Source organism: Pseudomonas sp. BR20, assembly GCF_050780135.1.
Lineage (GTDB): Bacteria > Pseudomonadota > Gammaproteobacteria > Pseudomonadales > Pseudomonadaceae > Aquipseudomonas.
This window is the reverse complement of the sequence record NZ_CP172012.1, coordinates 671,549-687,434: the sequence shown is the minus strand read 5'-3', so window position 1 is coordinate 687,434 and position 15,886 is coordinate 671,549. Positions and strand designations below refer to the sequence as shown.

The 15,886-nt window shown below is 61.2% G+C and carries 9 protein-coding genes and 1 pseudogene; 1 reads left to right on the top strand and 9 read right to left on the bottom strand.

All coding sequences use genetic code 11. The features are described 5' to 3' along the window. Window positions 1-10 precede the first annotated feature (10 nt). The 9 genes and pseudogenes from ACHPFG_RS03005 to pilM form a co-directional block, all read right to left on the bottom strand. Window positions 11-1,429 (bottom strand): FAD-dependent oxidoreductase, encoded by a 1,419-nt coding sequence (locus ACHPFG_RS03005; protein WP_092489391.1) that lies wholly within the window; start codon window positions 1,427-1,429, stop codon window positions 11-13. Between the two features lie 32 nt (window positions 1,430-1,461). After that, window positions 1,462-5,907 (bottom strand): glutamate synthase large subunit, encoded by a 4,446-nt coding sequence (gene gltB, locus ACHPFG_RS03000; protein WP_431701567.1) that lies wholly within the window; start codon window positions 5,905-5,907, stop codon window positions 1,462-1,464. A 351-nt stretch (window positions 5,908-6,258) separates the two neighbouring features. Then, window positions 6,259-7,812 carry an SPOR domain-containing protein gene (locus ACHPFG_RS02995; RefSeq protein WP_131696860.1) on the bottom strand — a complete coding sequence of 518 codons (1,554 nt, stop codon included), beginning with the start codon at window positions 7,810-7,812 and terminating at the stop codon, window positions 6,259-6,261. A gap of 10 nt (window positions 7,813-7,822) precedes the next feature. Next, entirely contained in the window at window positions 7,823-8,923 is a 1,101-nt protein-coding gene (gene aroB / locus ACHPFG_RS02990) for a 3-dehydroquinate synthase (protein ID WP_122673881.1), read from the bottom strand. 125 nt (window positions 8,924-9,048) lie between these two features. Continuing rightward, window positions 9,049-9,567, bottom strand: a complete 519-nt coding sequence (aroK, locus tag ACHPFG_RS02985) for a shikimate kinase AroK (protein WP_003171222.1) — start codon at window positions 9,565-9,567, stop codon at window positions 9,049-9,051. 4 nt (window positions 9,568-9,571) lie between these two features. Continuing rightward, a pseudogene (locus ACHPFG_RS02980) lies at window positions 9,572-10,828 on the bottom strand (type IV pilus secretin PilQ); the annotation flags it as partial. A gap of 138 nt (window positions 10,829-10,966) precedes the next feature. Further along, window positions 10,967-11,938, bottom strand: coding sequence for a pilus assembly protein PilP (locus ACHPFG_RS02975; RefSeq protein WP_431701566.1), 972 nt, complete (start codon window positions 11,936-11,938; stop codon window positions 10,967-10,969). Further along, window positions 11,935-12,486, bottom strand: coding sequence for a PilN domain-containing protein (locus ACHPFG_RS02970; RefSeq protein WP_431701565.1), 552 nt, complete (start codon window positions 12,484-12,486; stop codon window positions 11,935-11,937). The genes ACHPFG_RS02975 and ACHPFG_RS02970 overlap by 4 nt, the downstream gene beginning before the upstream one ends. Further along, on the bottom strand, window positions 12,483-13,139 hold the full coding sequence (pilM, locus tag ACHPFG_RS02965; protein ID WP_431701564.1) for a type IV pilus biogenesis protein PilM: 657 nt from the start codon (window positions 13,137-13,139) through the stop codon (window positions 12,483-12,485). The genes ACHPFG_RS02970 and pilM overlap by 4 nt, the downstream gene beginning before the upstream one ends. Before the next feature lie 221 nt (window positions 13,140-13,360). On the opposite strand from pilM, the gene ACHPFG_RS02960 reads away from it, so the two are divergent. Then, window positions 13,361-15,820: a penicillin-binding protein 1A gene (locus tag ACHPFG_RS02960; protein ID WP_431703434.1), complete on the top strand. Its 2,460-nt coding sequence runs from the start codon at window positions 13,361-13,363 to the stop codon at window positions 15,818-15,820. Window positions 15,821-15,886: the final 66 nt, after the last annotated feature.

Sequence of the window (15,886 nt, the reverse complement as noted above, 5' to 3'; positions counted from 1 at the left end):
GGGATCAGGGTTAAACGTTCAGGTAGTCCAGGATCCCTTCGGCGGCATTGCGGCCTTCGAAGATCGCCGTCACCACCAGGTCAGAGCCGCGCACCATGTCGCCACCGGCGAAGATTTTCGGGTTGCTGGTCTGGTGCTTGTACTGGCCTTGTTCCGGGGCCACGACACGGCCCTGGCTGTCGGTCTGGATCTCGAACTGCTCGAACCACGGCGCCGGGCTTGGACGGAAACCGAAGGCGATGACCACGGCGTCGGCCGGGATGATCTCTTCGGAGCCCGGGATCGGCTCGGGGCTGCGACGGCCACGGGCGTCCGGTTCGCCGAGACGGGTCTCGACCACCTTCACGCCTTCGACGCGGTCTTCGCCAACGATGGCGATCGGCTGGCGGTTGTAGAGGAACTTCACGCCTTCTTCCTTGGCGTTCTTCACCTCTTTGCGCGAACCGGGCATGTTGGCTTCGTCACGACGATACGCACAGGTCACCGACTTGGCGCCCTGGCGGATCGAGGTACGGTTGCAGTCCATCGCGGTGTCGCCACCGCCGAGTACCACGACCTTCTTGCCTTTCATGTCGACGAAATCTTCCGGCGACTTTTCAAAGCCCAGGTTGCGGTTGACGTTGGCAATCAGGAAATCCAGCGCGTCATACACGCCCGGCAGGTCTTCACCGGCAAAGCCACCCTTCATGTAGGTGTAGGTGCCCATGCCCATGAACACGGCATCGTATTCGGCGAGCAGTTGCTCCATGGTCACGTCTTTGCCGATTTCGGTGTTCAGGCGGAACTCGATGCCCATGCCGGTGAACACTTCACGACGGTTGCTCAGTACGGTTTTTTCCAGCTTGAACTCGGGGATGCCGAAGGTCAGCAGGCCGCCGATTTCCGGGTTCTTGTCGAACACCACCGGGGTCACGCCACCACGCACCAGCACGTCGGCACAGCCCAGGCCCGCCGGGCCCGCACCGATGATCGCCACACGCTTGCCGGTCGGCTTGACCTTGGACATGTCCGGACGCCAGCCCATGGCGAACGCGGTGTCGGTGATGTACTTCTCCACCGAACCGATGGTCACCGCGCCGAAGCCGTCGTTAAGGGTGCACGCGCCCTCGCACAGACGGTCCTGCGGGCACACCCGGCCGCAGACTTCCGGCAGGGTGTTGGTCTGGTGCGACAGCTCGGCGGCGGCGAGGATGTTGCCCTCGGCCACCAGCTTGAGCCAGTTGGGAATGAAGTTGTGCACCGGGCACTTCCATTCGCAATACGGGTTACCGCAACCCAGGCAGCGGTGGGCCTGGTCGGCCGAGTGCTGGGGTTTGAAGGGCTCGTAGATTTCCACGAACTCTTTCTTGCGTTGACGCAACAGTTTCTTCTTCGGATCTTTGCGCCCGACATCGATGAACTGGAAGTCGTTATTCAGACGTTCAGCCATGTTAAAACCTCATCAAACTCTTCAGGCGCATATCACTGCGGGTTGGCACGGATGCTGGAAAGCAACGATTTCAGGTTGGCAGCCTTGGGCTTGACCAGCCAGAAACGACGCAGGTAATCATCGAGGTTTTCGGCGAGGTTACGACCCCATTCGCTGCCGGTCTCCTCGACGTACTCGTCCAGCACGTGCTGCAAGTGGTTCCGGTAGGATTCCATGGCTTCGCCGCTGATCCGCTGGATCTCGACCAACTCGTGGTTGACCCGGTCGACGAAGGTGTTGTCCTGGTCGAGCACGTAGGCGAAACCGCCGGTCATGCCCGAACCGAAGTTGTAACCGGTCTTGCCCAGTACCGCGACAAAGCCCCCGGTCATGTACTCGCAGCAGTGATCGCCAGTGCCTTCCACCACGGTGTGGGCACCGGAGTTACGCACGGCGAAACGCTCACCGGCAGTACCCGCGGCGAACAGCTTGCCACCGGTGGCGCCGTACAAGCAGGTGTTGCCGATGATGGCACTGTCCTGGGTCTTGTAGACGCTGCCTTTAGGCGGAACGATGACCAGCTTGCCGCCGGTCATGCCCTTGCCTACGTAGTCGTTGGCGTCGCCTTCCAGGTACATGTGCAGGCCGCCGGCGTTCCAGACGCCGAAGCTCTGGCCCGCAGTGCCCTTGAAGCGGAAGGTGACTGGCGCCTTCGCCATGCCCTGGTTGCCGTGCTTGCGTGCGATTTCGCCGGAGATGCGTGCGCCGATTGAACGGTCGCAGTTGCAGATATCCAGGGCGAATTCGCCACCGCTGGCGTCGTTGATCGAGGAACCGGCCATTTCGACCATTTTCTCGGCCAGCAGGCCTTTGTCGAACGGCGGGTTGCGATCCACCTGGCAGAATTGTGGCTTGTCTGCCGGGATGTGATCGCTGCCCAACAACGGCGTCAGGTCCAGGTGCTGTTGCTTGGCGGTCTGGCCTTCGAGGATGTCCAGCAGATCGGTGCGACCGATCAGCTCTTCCAACGAACGCACGCCCAGCTTGGCCAGCCACTCACGGGTTTCTTCGGCGACGTAGGTGAAGAAATTCACCACCATGTCGACGGTGCCGATGTAGTGATCCTTGCGCAGCTTCTCGTTCTGAGTGGCGACGCCGGTGGCGCAGTTGTTCAGGTGGCAGATGCGCAGGTATTTGCAGCCCAGGGCGATCATCGGCGCGGTGCCGAAACCGAAGCTCTCGGCGCCGAGGATGGCGGCCTTGATCACGTCGAGGCCGGTCTTCAGGCCGCCGTCGGTCTGCACCCGCACTTTGCCGCGCAGGTCGTTGCCGCGCAAAGTCTGGTGGGTTTCCGCCAGGCCCAGTTCCCACGGCGCGCCGGCGTACTTGATCGAGGTCAGCGGCGATGCGCCAGTGCCGCCGTCGTAACCGGAGATGGTGATCAGGTCGGCATAGGCCTTGGCCACGCCGGCGGCGATGGTGCCCACGCCCGCTTCTGCTACCAGTTTCACCGAGACCAGGGCCTGCGGGTTGACCTGTTTCAGGTCGAAAATCAGCTGCGACAAATCTTCAATCGAGTAGATGTCGTGGTGCGGCGGTGGCGAAATCAGGGTCACGCCGGGTACCGCATAACGCAGCTTAGCGATCAGACCGTTGACCTTGCCGCCCGGCAGCTGGCCGCCCTCACCGGGCTTGGCGCCCTGGGCAACCTTGATCTGCAGCACTTCGGCGTTGACCAGGTATTCCGGGGTCACGCCGAAACGGCCAGTGGCAACCTGCTTGATTTTCGAGCTCTTGATGGTGCCGTAGCGCGCCGGGTCTTCACCGCCTTCGCCGGAGTTGGAACGCGCACCCAGGCGGTTCATGGCTTCGGCCAGGGCTTCGTGGGCCTCAGGCGACAAGGCGCCCAGGGAAATACCGGCAGAGTCGAAGCGCTTGAGGATCGATTCCAGCGGTTCGATTTCGCTGATGGCCAACGGCGTGTCCAGGGTCTTCACCTTGAACAGGTCACGGATCATCGACACCGGGCGGTTATCCACCAGCGCGGTGTATTCCTTGAACTTGGCGTAATCGCCCTGCTGCACGGCGGCTTGCAGGGTGCTCACCACGTCCGGGTTGTAGGCGTGATATTCGCCACCGTGCACGAACTTGAGCAGGCCACCTTGCTGGATCGGCTTGCGCGCGCTCCAGGCTTCGGCGGCCAGGGCTTTCTGTTCGGCTTCGATGTCGACGAAACGCGCACCCTTGATGCGGCTCGGCACGCCACGGAAGCTTAGCTCGCAAACTTCTTCCGACAGGCCGATGGCTTCGAACAGCTGCGCGCCACGGTAGGAGGTGACGGTGGAGATGCCCATCTTCGACAGGATCTTCAGCAGGCCTTTGGTGATGCCCTTGCGGTAGTTCTTGAACACCTCGTAGAGGTCGCCCAGTACTTCACCGGTACGGATCAGGTCACCCAGCACTTCATAGGCGAGGAACGGGTACACCGCCGAGGCGCCGAAGCCGATCAACACCGCAAAGTGGTGCGGGTCGCGGGCGGTGGCCGTTTCCACGAGAATGTTGGAATCGCAGCGCAGGCCTTTTTCGGTCAGGCGGTGATGCACCGCGCCGGTGGCCAGCGAAGCGTGGATCGGCAACTTGCCTGGAGCGATATGACGGTCGGTCAGCACGATCTGGGTACGACCGGCGCGCACGGCTTCTTCGGCCTGGTCGGCGACGTTGCGCACAGCGGCTTCAAGGCCGAGGCTCTCGTCGTAGTTCAGGTCGATGATCTGGCGGTCGAAACCCGGGCGCTCCAGGGTCATCAGCGAACGCCACTTGGCCGGAGACACGACCGGCGAGCTGAGGATCACGCGGGAGGCATGCTCAGGCGACTCCTGGAAGATGTTGCGCTCGGCACCGAGGCAGACTTCCAGGGACATCACGATGGCTTCGCGCAGCGGGTCGATCGGTGGGTTGGTCACCTGGGCGAACTGCTGGCGGAAATAGTCGTACGGCGTACGCACGCGCTGGGACAGCACGGCCATCGGCGTGTCGTCGCCCATGGAACCGACGGCCTCGTAGCCTTGCTCGCCGAGTGGACGCAGCACCTGGTCGCGCTCTTCGAACGTGACCTGGTACATCTTCATGTACTGCTTGAGTTGGTCGATGTCGTAGAAAGCCGAACCGTGGTCGTTGTCTTCCATGGTCGCCTGGATGCGCAGGGCGTTCTTGCGCAGCCATTGCTTGTACGGGTGACGGGACTTCAAGCGGTTGTCGATCGCATCGGTGTCGAGGATCTGCCCGGTTTCGGTGTCCACGGCGAGGATCTGGCCAGGGCCTACACGGCCCTTGGCAATCACGTCTTCAGGCTTGTAGTCCCACACGCCGATTTCCGACGCCAGGGTAATGAAACCGTTGGTGGTGGTGACCCAACGTGCCGGGCGCAGACCGTTACGGTCGAGCAGGCACACCGCGTAGCGACCGTCGGTCATGACCACGCCGGCCGGGCCGTCCCACGGTTCCATATGCATCGAGTTGTACTCATAGAACGCCCGCAGATCGGGGTCCATGGTCTCGACGTTCTGCCACGCAGGCGGAATGATCATGCGCACGCCACGGAACAGGTCGATGCCGCCGGTGACCATCAGTTCGAGCATGTTGTCCATGCTCGAGGAGTCGGAACCCACGCGGTTGACCAACGGGCCGAGCTCTTCGAGGTCCATCAGATCGTTGGCGAACTTGGTGCGACGGGCCACGGCCCAGTTGCGGTTGCCGGTGATGGTGTTGATCTCGCCGTTGTGGGCGAGGAAACGGAATGGCTGGGCCAGCGGCCATTTCGGCAGGGTGTTGGTGGAGAAGCGCTGGTGGAACACGCAGATTGCGGTTTGCAGGCGCTCATCACTCAGGTCTGGATAGAAGGCGGTCAAGTCCGCCGGCATCATCAGGCCTTTATAAATGATGGTCTTGTGGGAGAAGCTGCAGATGTAGTGGTCGACATCCGCCGCGTTGGACACGGACGAGCGACGACGGGACGTGAACAGCTTGATCGCCATATCCTGGTCGCTCAGGCCGTCGCCTGCGATGAACACTTGTTCGATCTGCGGCAGGCGCTCCAGAGCCAGGCGGCCGAGCACGCTGGTGTCGATCGGCACTTTGCGCCAGCCGACCAGTTGCAGGCCGGCAGCGACGATCTCGCGGTTCATGTTCTCGCGAGCGGCTTCGGCTTTAACCGGGTCCTGGTTGAAAAACACCATGCCCACGGCGTACTGCTTGGGCAGGTCGACAGCGAAATGCTCTTTGGCGACTGCGCGCAGGAACTGGTCGGGCTTTTGAATCAGCAAGCCGCAACCGTCACCGGTCTTGCCGTCGGCGTTGATCCCACCGCGGTGGGTCATGCAGGTCAGGGCCTCGATGGCCGTTTGCAAAAGGGTATGACTGGGCTCGCCCTGCATATGGGCTATCAGGCCGAAACCGCAGTTATCCTTGAATTCATCGGGTTGGTACAGACCTGCTTTCATAGACACTTTCTCACCAGGCTGCCTCTTATATCGAGGCAAATTTCTTTTCAATTCAACCGGTTACCTTCCACGCCGAACGTACGCCGACTTAGCGGGGGCAAAAGGGAGGTCATTGTACACACCGACACAGACGCTCACAAATTTAGCGACGAAATGTCGCAAATCTATGTCGCATTTATGAAAGGTTTAAAGCGATATGCTGTGCTAGTCAAAACTTTTTTAATTCTGACCGCTACGACTCAAAAGCTACTGTAACGCAGACACCACAAAGCGCGCGGCCTGGAGGGGCTGCACGCCTTGCGATCTTTTTTGAGGTGCCGGGAGGGCGGCCTGGGTAAGGCCGCCGGATCTTCAGCGAGTTGCTGCCAGTTCTTGTTGGACGCTGGCGACAGTGCGAGGCCAAGGTTTACCAGCCTGAACCTTCGCTGGCAAGGCTTTGATGGCGGAATCAGCTGCGGCACGGCTTGGGAAGCTGCCGTAGGTGATCACGTAGAGAGGCTTGCCGTTGAGCACTTTCTTGAAATAACGGTATTCGCCGCCCTGCTCTTTCACGAACGCCTGAGCGTTGGCTTCGGAGCTGGTGCCGAGGATCTGCACGACGAAGTTGCCGGTGGGCTGGCTGCTATACCAGCTGCTGCCGGCAGCGCCAGCCTTGGCAACGGTGGCGACTGGTTTTTCAGCCGGCTTGGCGGCTGGCGCCGGAGCCGGCTTCGCCACTGGCGCCGCAGGCTTGGCGGTGGCAACGGTCGGTGCCGGGGTCGGCTTGGCGGCTGGCGCAACAGGAGTTGCTGGCGTACCTGCGGGGACGCCGGCAGGTGGCGCAGTAGTCGTCACGGTCGGCGGTGTGGCACTGGAGCCTTCCACCGGCACGCCGTCGTCGCCTTCGGAGATACCACCGGCTTCTTCGGCGAGCGGGCCGCGCATCACCGGCTGGCCCACCATCGGCAGGTTGGTCGGCTGACCGGAATTGGCGAACTCGACATTCGGCGTGGGCTTGCCCAGTGGCAACTGCGCCTGTTCGGTTGGCGCACCGGCGGTGGTCGGTGCCTTGCTGCGACCCGGAATCAACCAGGCGGCGGCAACAGCAACCACGACAACGGCGGAAATTGCCAATACGTGCTTCTTAGGCATAGTGAACCCCATCTTTGGACGCTTGACCGCAGAGCGGCTGGCAATCATGGCTTCGATCATGGCATCGCGGGCGACCTGGTTGATGGTGCCAGGCCAGCCGTCGGAGCTTTCGTGAATATCAGAGATCTGCGCAGCGGAGAAAAGTTCGATGCCCTGCCCTGCGCCTTCGAGGCGCTGGGCCAGGTATTCGCGAGTTTCTTCCTCTTCGTACGGCTGCAGTTCGATGACGTGGAACAGCTCCTGATCACCGCTGATCTGCTCCAGATCGGCGATCAACGACGATTCACCGAACAGGAACACATGGGGGCGACCTTCCGGCGTGCCCGCTGCCAGCGCCAGCAGCGCTTCCAGGGCGGATTCGTCGAGCTGCTCGGCGTCATCCACCAGCAGGTAGACTTCCTGGCCGGTCAGACCCAGTTGCACCACCTGCTTGAGGATCGCATTCGGCTCGGCAGTGGCGACATCCAGCGCCTGGGCTACCTGGCGCAGCACGCCCGCCGCATCACCGGCACCACGGGCAGACACCACCACGCTCTGTACGGACTGTTTGTTGGTGCTGGCCACCAGGGCCTGGCGCAGCAAGGTCTTGCCGCTGCCCAGCGGGCCCGTGACGACCAGCAGCAGTTGGCTGTAGCGCGCGAGATGGTGCAGTTGCCCCAGCACCGGCTTGCGCTGGGCCGGGAAAAATTTGAAACCAGGCACCCGTGGAGCAAAAGGGTCGTGGCTTAACTGGTAATGGCCGAGGAACGCCTCGTCGGCATGCAAACTAGTCATCGGGATCTTATTAACCTTTCAGCTGAGCCAGGGCGCGGTAATCCGCTCCCAGCGTGGCCTGTAAAATCTCTTTCGGATAATCGTCGGTCACTACCGCTTCGCCCATATGGCGCAACAGCACCAGTCGCAGTCGACCGTCGATCACTTTCTTGTCTATTGCCATATGTTCGAGGAAGTCCGCCTCGGTCATCTCTTCCGGCGGGATAACCGGCAAACCGGCACGCTGGAACAGGCGGATACCGCGATCCCGCTCCTGGGCGCTGATCCAACCCAGGCGTTGCGACATTTCCAACGCCATCACTGTGCCAGCCGCTACGGCCTCCCCATGCAACCACACACCATAGCCCATGTGCGTTTCGATCGCATGGCCGAAGGTGTGGCCCAGGTTCAAGGTGGCCCGTACACCGGACTCCCGTTCGTCGGCATTCACCACCAACGCCTTGGCGGCGCAGGAGCGGGAAATCGCCTCGGTGAGCGCCACCTGGTCGAGTGCGCGCAGGGCGTCCACATGCTCTTCCAGCCAGGTCAGGAAGGGTTCGTCGCAGATCAACCCGTACTTGATGACTTCCGCCAGCCCCGCCGACAGTTCGCGCGGTGGCAAGGTGTTGAGGGTTGCGGTGTCGATCAGCACGGCCTGGGGCTGGTAGAACGCGCCGACCATGTTCTTGCCCAGCGGGTGGTTGATGCCGGTCTTGCCGCCCACCGACGAATCGACCTGGGACAACAGGGTGGTCGGCACCTGGATAAAGTCCACGCCGCGCTGGTAACAGGCTGCTGCAAAGCCGGCCATGTCGCCGATCACACCGCCGCCCAGGGCAATCACGGTGGTTCGGCGGTCATGGCGTGCGGTCAGCAGGCCATCAAAGATCAGTTGCAGGGTTTCCCAGTTTTTGTGGGCTTCGCCATCGGGCAATATCACGGAGATCACTGAGTACGCCGCCAGGCTGCGGCTCAGACGCTCAAGATACAGTGGCGCGACCGTTTCATTGGAGATGATTGCCACTTGCCGCCCGGCAATATGCGGTGCCAGCAATTCAGGCTGGTCCAGCAGACCTTCGCCAATATGGATCGGGTAGCTGCGCTCGCCTAGATCGACCTTAAGTGTCTGCATGTGTCCCCGCGTTGAAGATGTATTGACGACCGGTAACGTCGATATCTGACGCCGCCTGATGGCTCTACGCCACACCCCGCAGGGTGATAGCGCGCCGCCGAGAATAGCGCATTTCGGGCCTGGCTTTAACGGGGTGGCAGCCGTTGCAGGCGCTCAAGAATGTCGAGAACCACCATCCGAGGCGGCCGTTCATCGGTTTCCACCACCAGATCGGCGATTTCCCGATACAGCGGATCGCGCAGCGCGAGCAGGTCCCGCAAGGTTTTTTCCGGGTTCGCCGTGCGCAGCAAAGGACGATTGCGATCGCGGGCGGTACGACCCACCTGCTGCTCGACCGACGCATGCAGATAGACCACCCGACCACCGGCATGCAGCGCCCGCCGATTTTCATCGCGCATCACCGCGCCACCACCGGTGGCCAATACCACGCCATCGCAACCGCACAGCTCGGCAATCATCGCCTGCTCGCGGTCGCGAAAGCCCAGCTCGCCTTCCTTATCGAAGATCCATGGGATATTGGCACCCGTGCGCAATTCAATTTCCTTGTCGGAATCTTTGAATGGCAGGCGCAGCTCTTTGGCCAGCAATCGGCCGATGGTGCTTTTTCCAGCCCCCATCGGTCCTACAAGAATCAAATTTCGCACAGAATCAACGACTCACAGCAATCGCCTGGTTATTCATAATACGCGGAGTCAGGAATACCAGCAGCTCGGATTTTTTCTCCGCCAGCACATCACGCCGGAAAAGGCGGCCAAGATACGGCACATCGCCCAAAAATGGCACTTTATCTACCACTTTGCTTTGAGTATTGGAGAAAACCCCGCCGATGACGATGGTCTCGCCATCCTTGACCAGCACCTTGGCATTCACCTCGTTTTTCTTGATCGGCGGTACGTCGTTGAGTTTATTGAGATAGTCGGGCTCATCCTTGGTGACCTTGACCACCATGATCACATGGTCATCGGGGGTGATTTGCGGCGTGACCTCCAATGACAGGGAAGCCTCCTTGAACGACACCGACGTGGCCCCTTGGGAGGTGGATTCCTGATAGGGAATTTCGGTGCCCTTTAGAATGCGCGCGGTTTCCTTGTCGGAAGTGACCACCTTGGGCTGCGAAACGATTTCGCCATTGCCGGTTTTCTCCATGGCGGTCAGTTCCAGGTCCAGCAGGAGGTTATCGGTGATGAAGGCGATCCCCAGGCCCGACGTTCCCGTGAGCGAACCCAGGTCGACAAATGGCGAGCTGGGCACGTTTTCCGGCGCCTGGGCGCCGTCCGGCAAAGGTTTCTGGATACCACCAGCCGCCCAATTCCCTCGATTGAGCCGCCCACCCCAACGCGCGCCCAGGTTTTTGTCGTAGTCGACGTTGGCCTCGACGATCCGTGCTTCGATCATCACCTGGCGCACCGGCACATCCAGTTGCGCAACGATCCGTCGCAACTCTTCCAGGCGCTCGCCAGTCTGGTAGGCAATGATGTTATTGGTGCGGTCATCCACCGCCACTGAACCACGCTCATCGGTCGTGCCTTCAAAGCCGCTCACCGACTGAAACAGCTTGGCCAGGTCGGCCGCCTTGGCGTAATTGACTTGCAGTAGCTCACGGCGCAGCGGCGCCAGGTCAGCCATCTGCTTGCGCGATTCCAGCGTCAGCAGTTCGCGCGCGGCCAACTCCTCGGCAGGCGCCACCAGCAGGACGCCAGCCTTTATCCGCTTATCCAAGCCCTTGGTTTGCAGCACCAGGTCCAGCGCCTGATCCCAGGGCACACCTTTGAGCCGTAGGGTGATAGAGCCCTGCACGTCATCGCCGACCACCAGATTGAGGCCTGCCACGTCGGCGATCTGCTGCAAGGCAGCGCGCAGCCCGATGTCCTGGAAGTTGAGGTTCAATTTGTCACCGCTATAGGCACCGGACACCGCGCTGCCGGGAGGCGGTAACTGGATCAGGTCCACGCGGTTGGGCACAGCTGCAGCCATCGGTGCCGTGAACGCTATCCATAGCGCCACACCGAAGGACGAGAAAGTCCTTTTCATTGTTTGGTTCCGTTATGAGTTGACGTTTAGCACGAGGGTTCGAGGGCGCTCCAGCCATGCGCCCTGTTCATCGGGAAATAACTCGACCAGTTCGATATGGCCGTCATGAATCGCTGTGACTCGACCATGATCCGGCCCCACATAGTCGCCGACTGCCAGGCGATGCACGGTTGAGGCTTGGCGCAGCAAGGCGAAGGTCTGCGTCCCACGGGACAACGTGCCGACCATCTCGAACTGATCCACTGGGTGGCCTTCCAAGGCTTCGCGCGGTCGAGCGAGGTCCGGCGCAGCGGCCGTCCGCCCTGGCGCACGCTCGACTTGCAGGGCAATGGGTTGGAACGGATCACGAATACCTGAGGCGCCGTATACAAAGGATTGCCCTTGCATGACAGCCGTGTCCCGCTTGATGCCTTGTCGCTCATGCCAATAAGTCTTGGCCAGCAGATCAAGGTGCAGCAGTTTGCCGTCACGTCGCATGGCAATATCGTGCGCCGTGGCGATTCGCGAAAGGCTACCCAGGGCACTCACAAACGTCGCCAGGTCGTGATAGGTACCGGTGGCGCCGATGCGAACGGGCTGTTCGTGATAGAACGGCCGAGACAGCTTATCCAACGGAGTGACGCTCTCAATCACCAAACCGTTGGCCAGCGCCATCCTGGCGATGTCTTCAAGAAAGCCGGGCATTTCGGACTCTTCCGGCATTTGCTGCAAAAGCCCGCTGACCTTCTCCTGCATAAGCTGGACCTGGCGAGCCCGCCCTTCAAGATTGGCCGCCAAGACGGCTTTTTCCGCGAGTTGCTGCTGCAAGCTCACTTCCTGCACCTGGACCTCACGCAAGCGCTCCCGCGACGGGCTGAGGTACACAAGGTCGCCCACCAGCAGCACCACGCCGGCCAACGCGCAGCCCAGCAAGATCTTGCCGGGTAAGGGCCATTTGGCAGCAGTGTGAGTCAGCGCGGAAAATTCGAGCCAGGGCCGGCTCATGGCTGGGCCTCGGACGATTCGCCCTGGCGCACCATCAACTGGAATTCATTATTGCCGCGAGTGCCGTCGGTTCGTACGTGTTGCAGGCGAGTGGCGTGGGCGCCCTCGGATGCCTCCAGGCGTCGCATCAACTGGGCAATATCCTGGCTGGATTCAGCACTGCCGCTGATACTCACCGTATCGCCTTTCGCCACGACTTCATGCAAATGCACACCGTCAGGCACCGCACGGGCCAACTGATCCAGCAGTTGTGCACCGGCCGAGCGATTATCGTGCAGGTCTTGCACGACTTTCATACGCTCCGCCAATTGCTGGCTTTGCACCTGGAGGTCGTCAATGGTCTTGATACGCGAGTCCAGGACGCCGACGTCCTTACGCACATGATCGTTTCGCGTCACCTGCCGGTCGATCGCCTGGTCGATCACCTGGTCTGCCAGCCACACCGTCGCGAGCGCCACGCAGGCAAACGCCACCAGCAGCACGAGGAAATATTTACGCCGCCGTTCAGCCAGCGCCTGGCGCCAAGGCAAAAGATTGATTCGTGTCATCCAGCGAAACTCCTCAGGGCCAACCCGCAAGCGACTCCCATCCCAGGGGCGTCCACGATCCACTGTGCACCATCGACTCGATGGCCCGGCGTAAAGCTGGAGAAATCCTGACGGCAAGCGCGCGCCAATGCAAACCCTTCGACATCCACCACCCTGGGCACCAGCCCCGCCAAGGCCAAAACGGCTTCACGGACCTCGACGTGTTCCTTGGGACACGCCGCCAACAACACCTCGACCCGCGCGGGATCCTGTGTCGATGGCCCCTGAACCTGAAAGTCCAGCGCCACCTCGTCCAGCGGGTAGGGAATATATTGATCTGCCTCCATCTGGATCCTCCAGGCCATTTCGTCGTCGCCAAGCCCCGCCTGCATTTCAATTACCTGTGTAATGACCGAAGGACCGGAAACCGCGACTGCCGCCTGCCTGGTTGACGTCCGCAGCCTGGACAGTGCCATGTACAGCGCATGGCCTATGCCTTCCAGGTCCAGCCAGACGCCGTCGGCTACTGCCTGGGCCGGCAGCGCCTGTGTGGCGTAGCCCTGCACGGTGTAACGGTTGGCTGAACAGCTCAGCTCTACCAGCCTGATCCCTGCCTCATTGATGTCGACGCCAAGGACGGTGTCGACTTTTCGCCTGAAAAATCCCTTTCCCATAAAACTCCCCAAAGCTTTCCCTGTCTTAACGCCTGATTGCCGCTGGACGCCCTGCATTCGGTCGACTTGTTGAGCCGGCGCGAATGACGCCCCAAGGCGAAAAATGCTTTAATGCCCAGCGTTTTTCCCCGCTTTTTATCTGCAGCTCGGGTCGATCCATCGTTTGCCATGCATGCCCCGACGCGTAACCCATTCTTTTCTCTGGAAATCCAAAAGCCTTGATCCGTCTGCTGAAGTTTTTCGGGTACTCCATTGTCGCGATCGTCTGCGGGCTGCTGCTCGTACTCAGCGGGGCCTACCTCTACCTTAGTCCGGGTTTACCGTCCGTAGAGGCTCTCAGAAGTATCCAGTTGCAGATTCCTTTGCGGGTCTACAGCAGCGATGAAAAACTGATCGCGGAGTTCGGCGAAATGCGCCGCACACCGATCCGTTTTGCCGACATTCCACCTAATTTCATCAGCGCGTTGCTGTCGGCCGAAGACGATAATTTTGCCAACCACTATGGCGTCGACCCCAGCAGCCTGGTGCGCGCCGCCACGCAATTGGTAAAAAGCGGACACATTCAATCCGGTGGCAGCACCATCACCATGCAGGTGGCGAAGAATTTCTTCCTTACCAGCGAACGCAGTTTTTCGCGCAAGGCCACTGAAATCCTGCTGGCATTGCAGATCGAGCGTCAGTTGACCAAGGACGAGATCCTTGAGCTGTACGTCAACAAGATCTACCTGGGCAACCGCGCCTACGGCATCGAAGCCGCTTCCCAGGTCTACTACGGCAAGTCGATTCGTGACGCCAGCCTGGCGCAGATGGCCATGATTGCCGGCCTGCCGAAGGCCCCTTCGCGCTTCAACCCCCTGGCCAACCCGGCGCGCAGCAAAGAGCGGCGTGACTGGATCCTGGGGCGCATGTACAAGCTGGGCAAGATCGACCAGGCCGCCTATGAAAGTGCGGTGGCCGAGCCGTTGAACGCCAGCTACCACGTGCCGACGCCGGAAGTGAATGCCCCGTATATCGCTGAAATGGCGCGTGCCGAGATGGTCGGCCGTTATGGCAGCGAGGCCTACACCGAAGGCTTCCGCGTGACCACGACGGTTCCGAGCGATTTGCAGGACATCGCCAATGACTCGGTGCATTCCGGCCTGATCACCTACGACCAACGCCACGGCTACCGAGGCCCTGAGTCGCGCCTGCCGGGCAAGACCCTGAGCGCCTGGACGGCCGAGCTGGGCAAACAACGTGCGATCAGCGGCCTGGAACCGGCCATCGTCACTCAGGTGAAAAAAGATGGCGTACAGGTACTGACCCGCACCGGCGAGGCTCACGTGGCCTGGGACAGCATGAAATGGGCGCGCCCGTTCCTGAACACCAACAGCATGGGCCCGATGCCGAAGCAGCCGTCGGATGTCGCGCAAGTGGGTGACCTGATCCGCGTGCAACGTCAGAAGGACGACAGCCTGAAGTTCAGCCAGGTGCCGCTGGCCCAGGGCGCACTGGTATCGCTGGACCCGCAGAACGGTGCAATCCGCGCCCTGGTGGGTGGCTTCGCCTTCGAACAGAGCAACTACAACCGGGCCACCCAGGCCAAGCGCCAGCCGGGCTCGAGCTTCAAGCCGTTCATCTACAGCGCAGCCCTGGATAACGGTTACACCGCCGCCAGCCTGGTCAACGATGCGCCCATCGTGTTTGTCGACGAGTACCTGGACAAAGTATGGCGTCCGAAGAACGACACCAACACCTTCCTCGGCCCTATCCGTATCCGTGAGGCGCTGTACAAGTCGCGTAACCTCGTGTCGATCCGCTTGCTTCAGGCGATGGGGGTAGGCAAGACCATCGACTACATCACGCGCTTTGGCTTCAACAAGTCGGACCTGCCGCCGAACCTGTCCCTGGCCCTGGGCACCGCGACCCTCACACCGATGGAAATCGCCACCGGCTGGAGTACTTTCGCCAACGGCGGCTACAAGATCGCACCGTACCTGATCGACAAGATTGAAAGCCGCAACGGCGACACCCTGTTCACCGCCAACCCACCGCGAGTGCCGGGTGACGTGGTCAACGGCGTAGCTGCGACGGATGGCCTGGCGGCGCCAAGCAATGGCGGTATCACCATCGAGCCGACCCCAGGTACCGCGCCAGCCGCCAATGCTGCTGCACCCGAACCGCAAGTACCTGCCGTGGCCGAGCGCATTGTGGATGGGCGTACCACCTATATCCTCAACAGCATCCTGGAAGACGTCATCAAGAAGGGGACCGGCCGACGCGCCCTGGCCTTGGGCCGCGCGGACATCGCGGGCAAGACCGGTACCACCAACGAATCCAAGGACGCCTGGTTCTCCGGCTATAACGCCGACTACGTGACCACCGTGTGGACCGGCTACGACCAGCCGGAAAGCCTTGGCCGCCGCGAGTTCGGTGGCACCGTCGCGCTGCCGATCTGGATGAGCTACATGGGCGCCGCCCTGAAGGACAAGCCGCTGCACACCCAACCGGAGCCGGAAGGTATCCTCAGCCTGCGGATCGACCCGGTCAGTGGCCGTGCGGCTTCGCCGAGCACGCCGAATGCGTACTTTGAACTGTTCAAGAGCGAAGACACGCCGCCGTCGGTCAATGAGCTGGGCAACGGCGTCGTACCGGGCAGCCCGTTGCCGGCGGATGAGGCTGCACCGATCGATCTGTTCTAACCTGGACCTCAAGCCTACGCAGAACCCAATGTGAGAGGGGGATTGCCCCTCCCACATTGGGCTCTC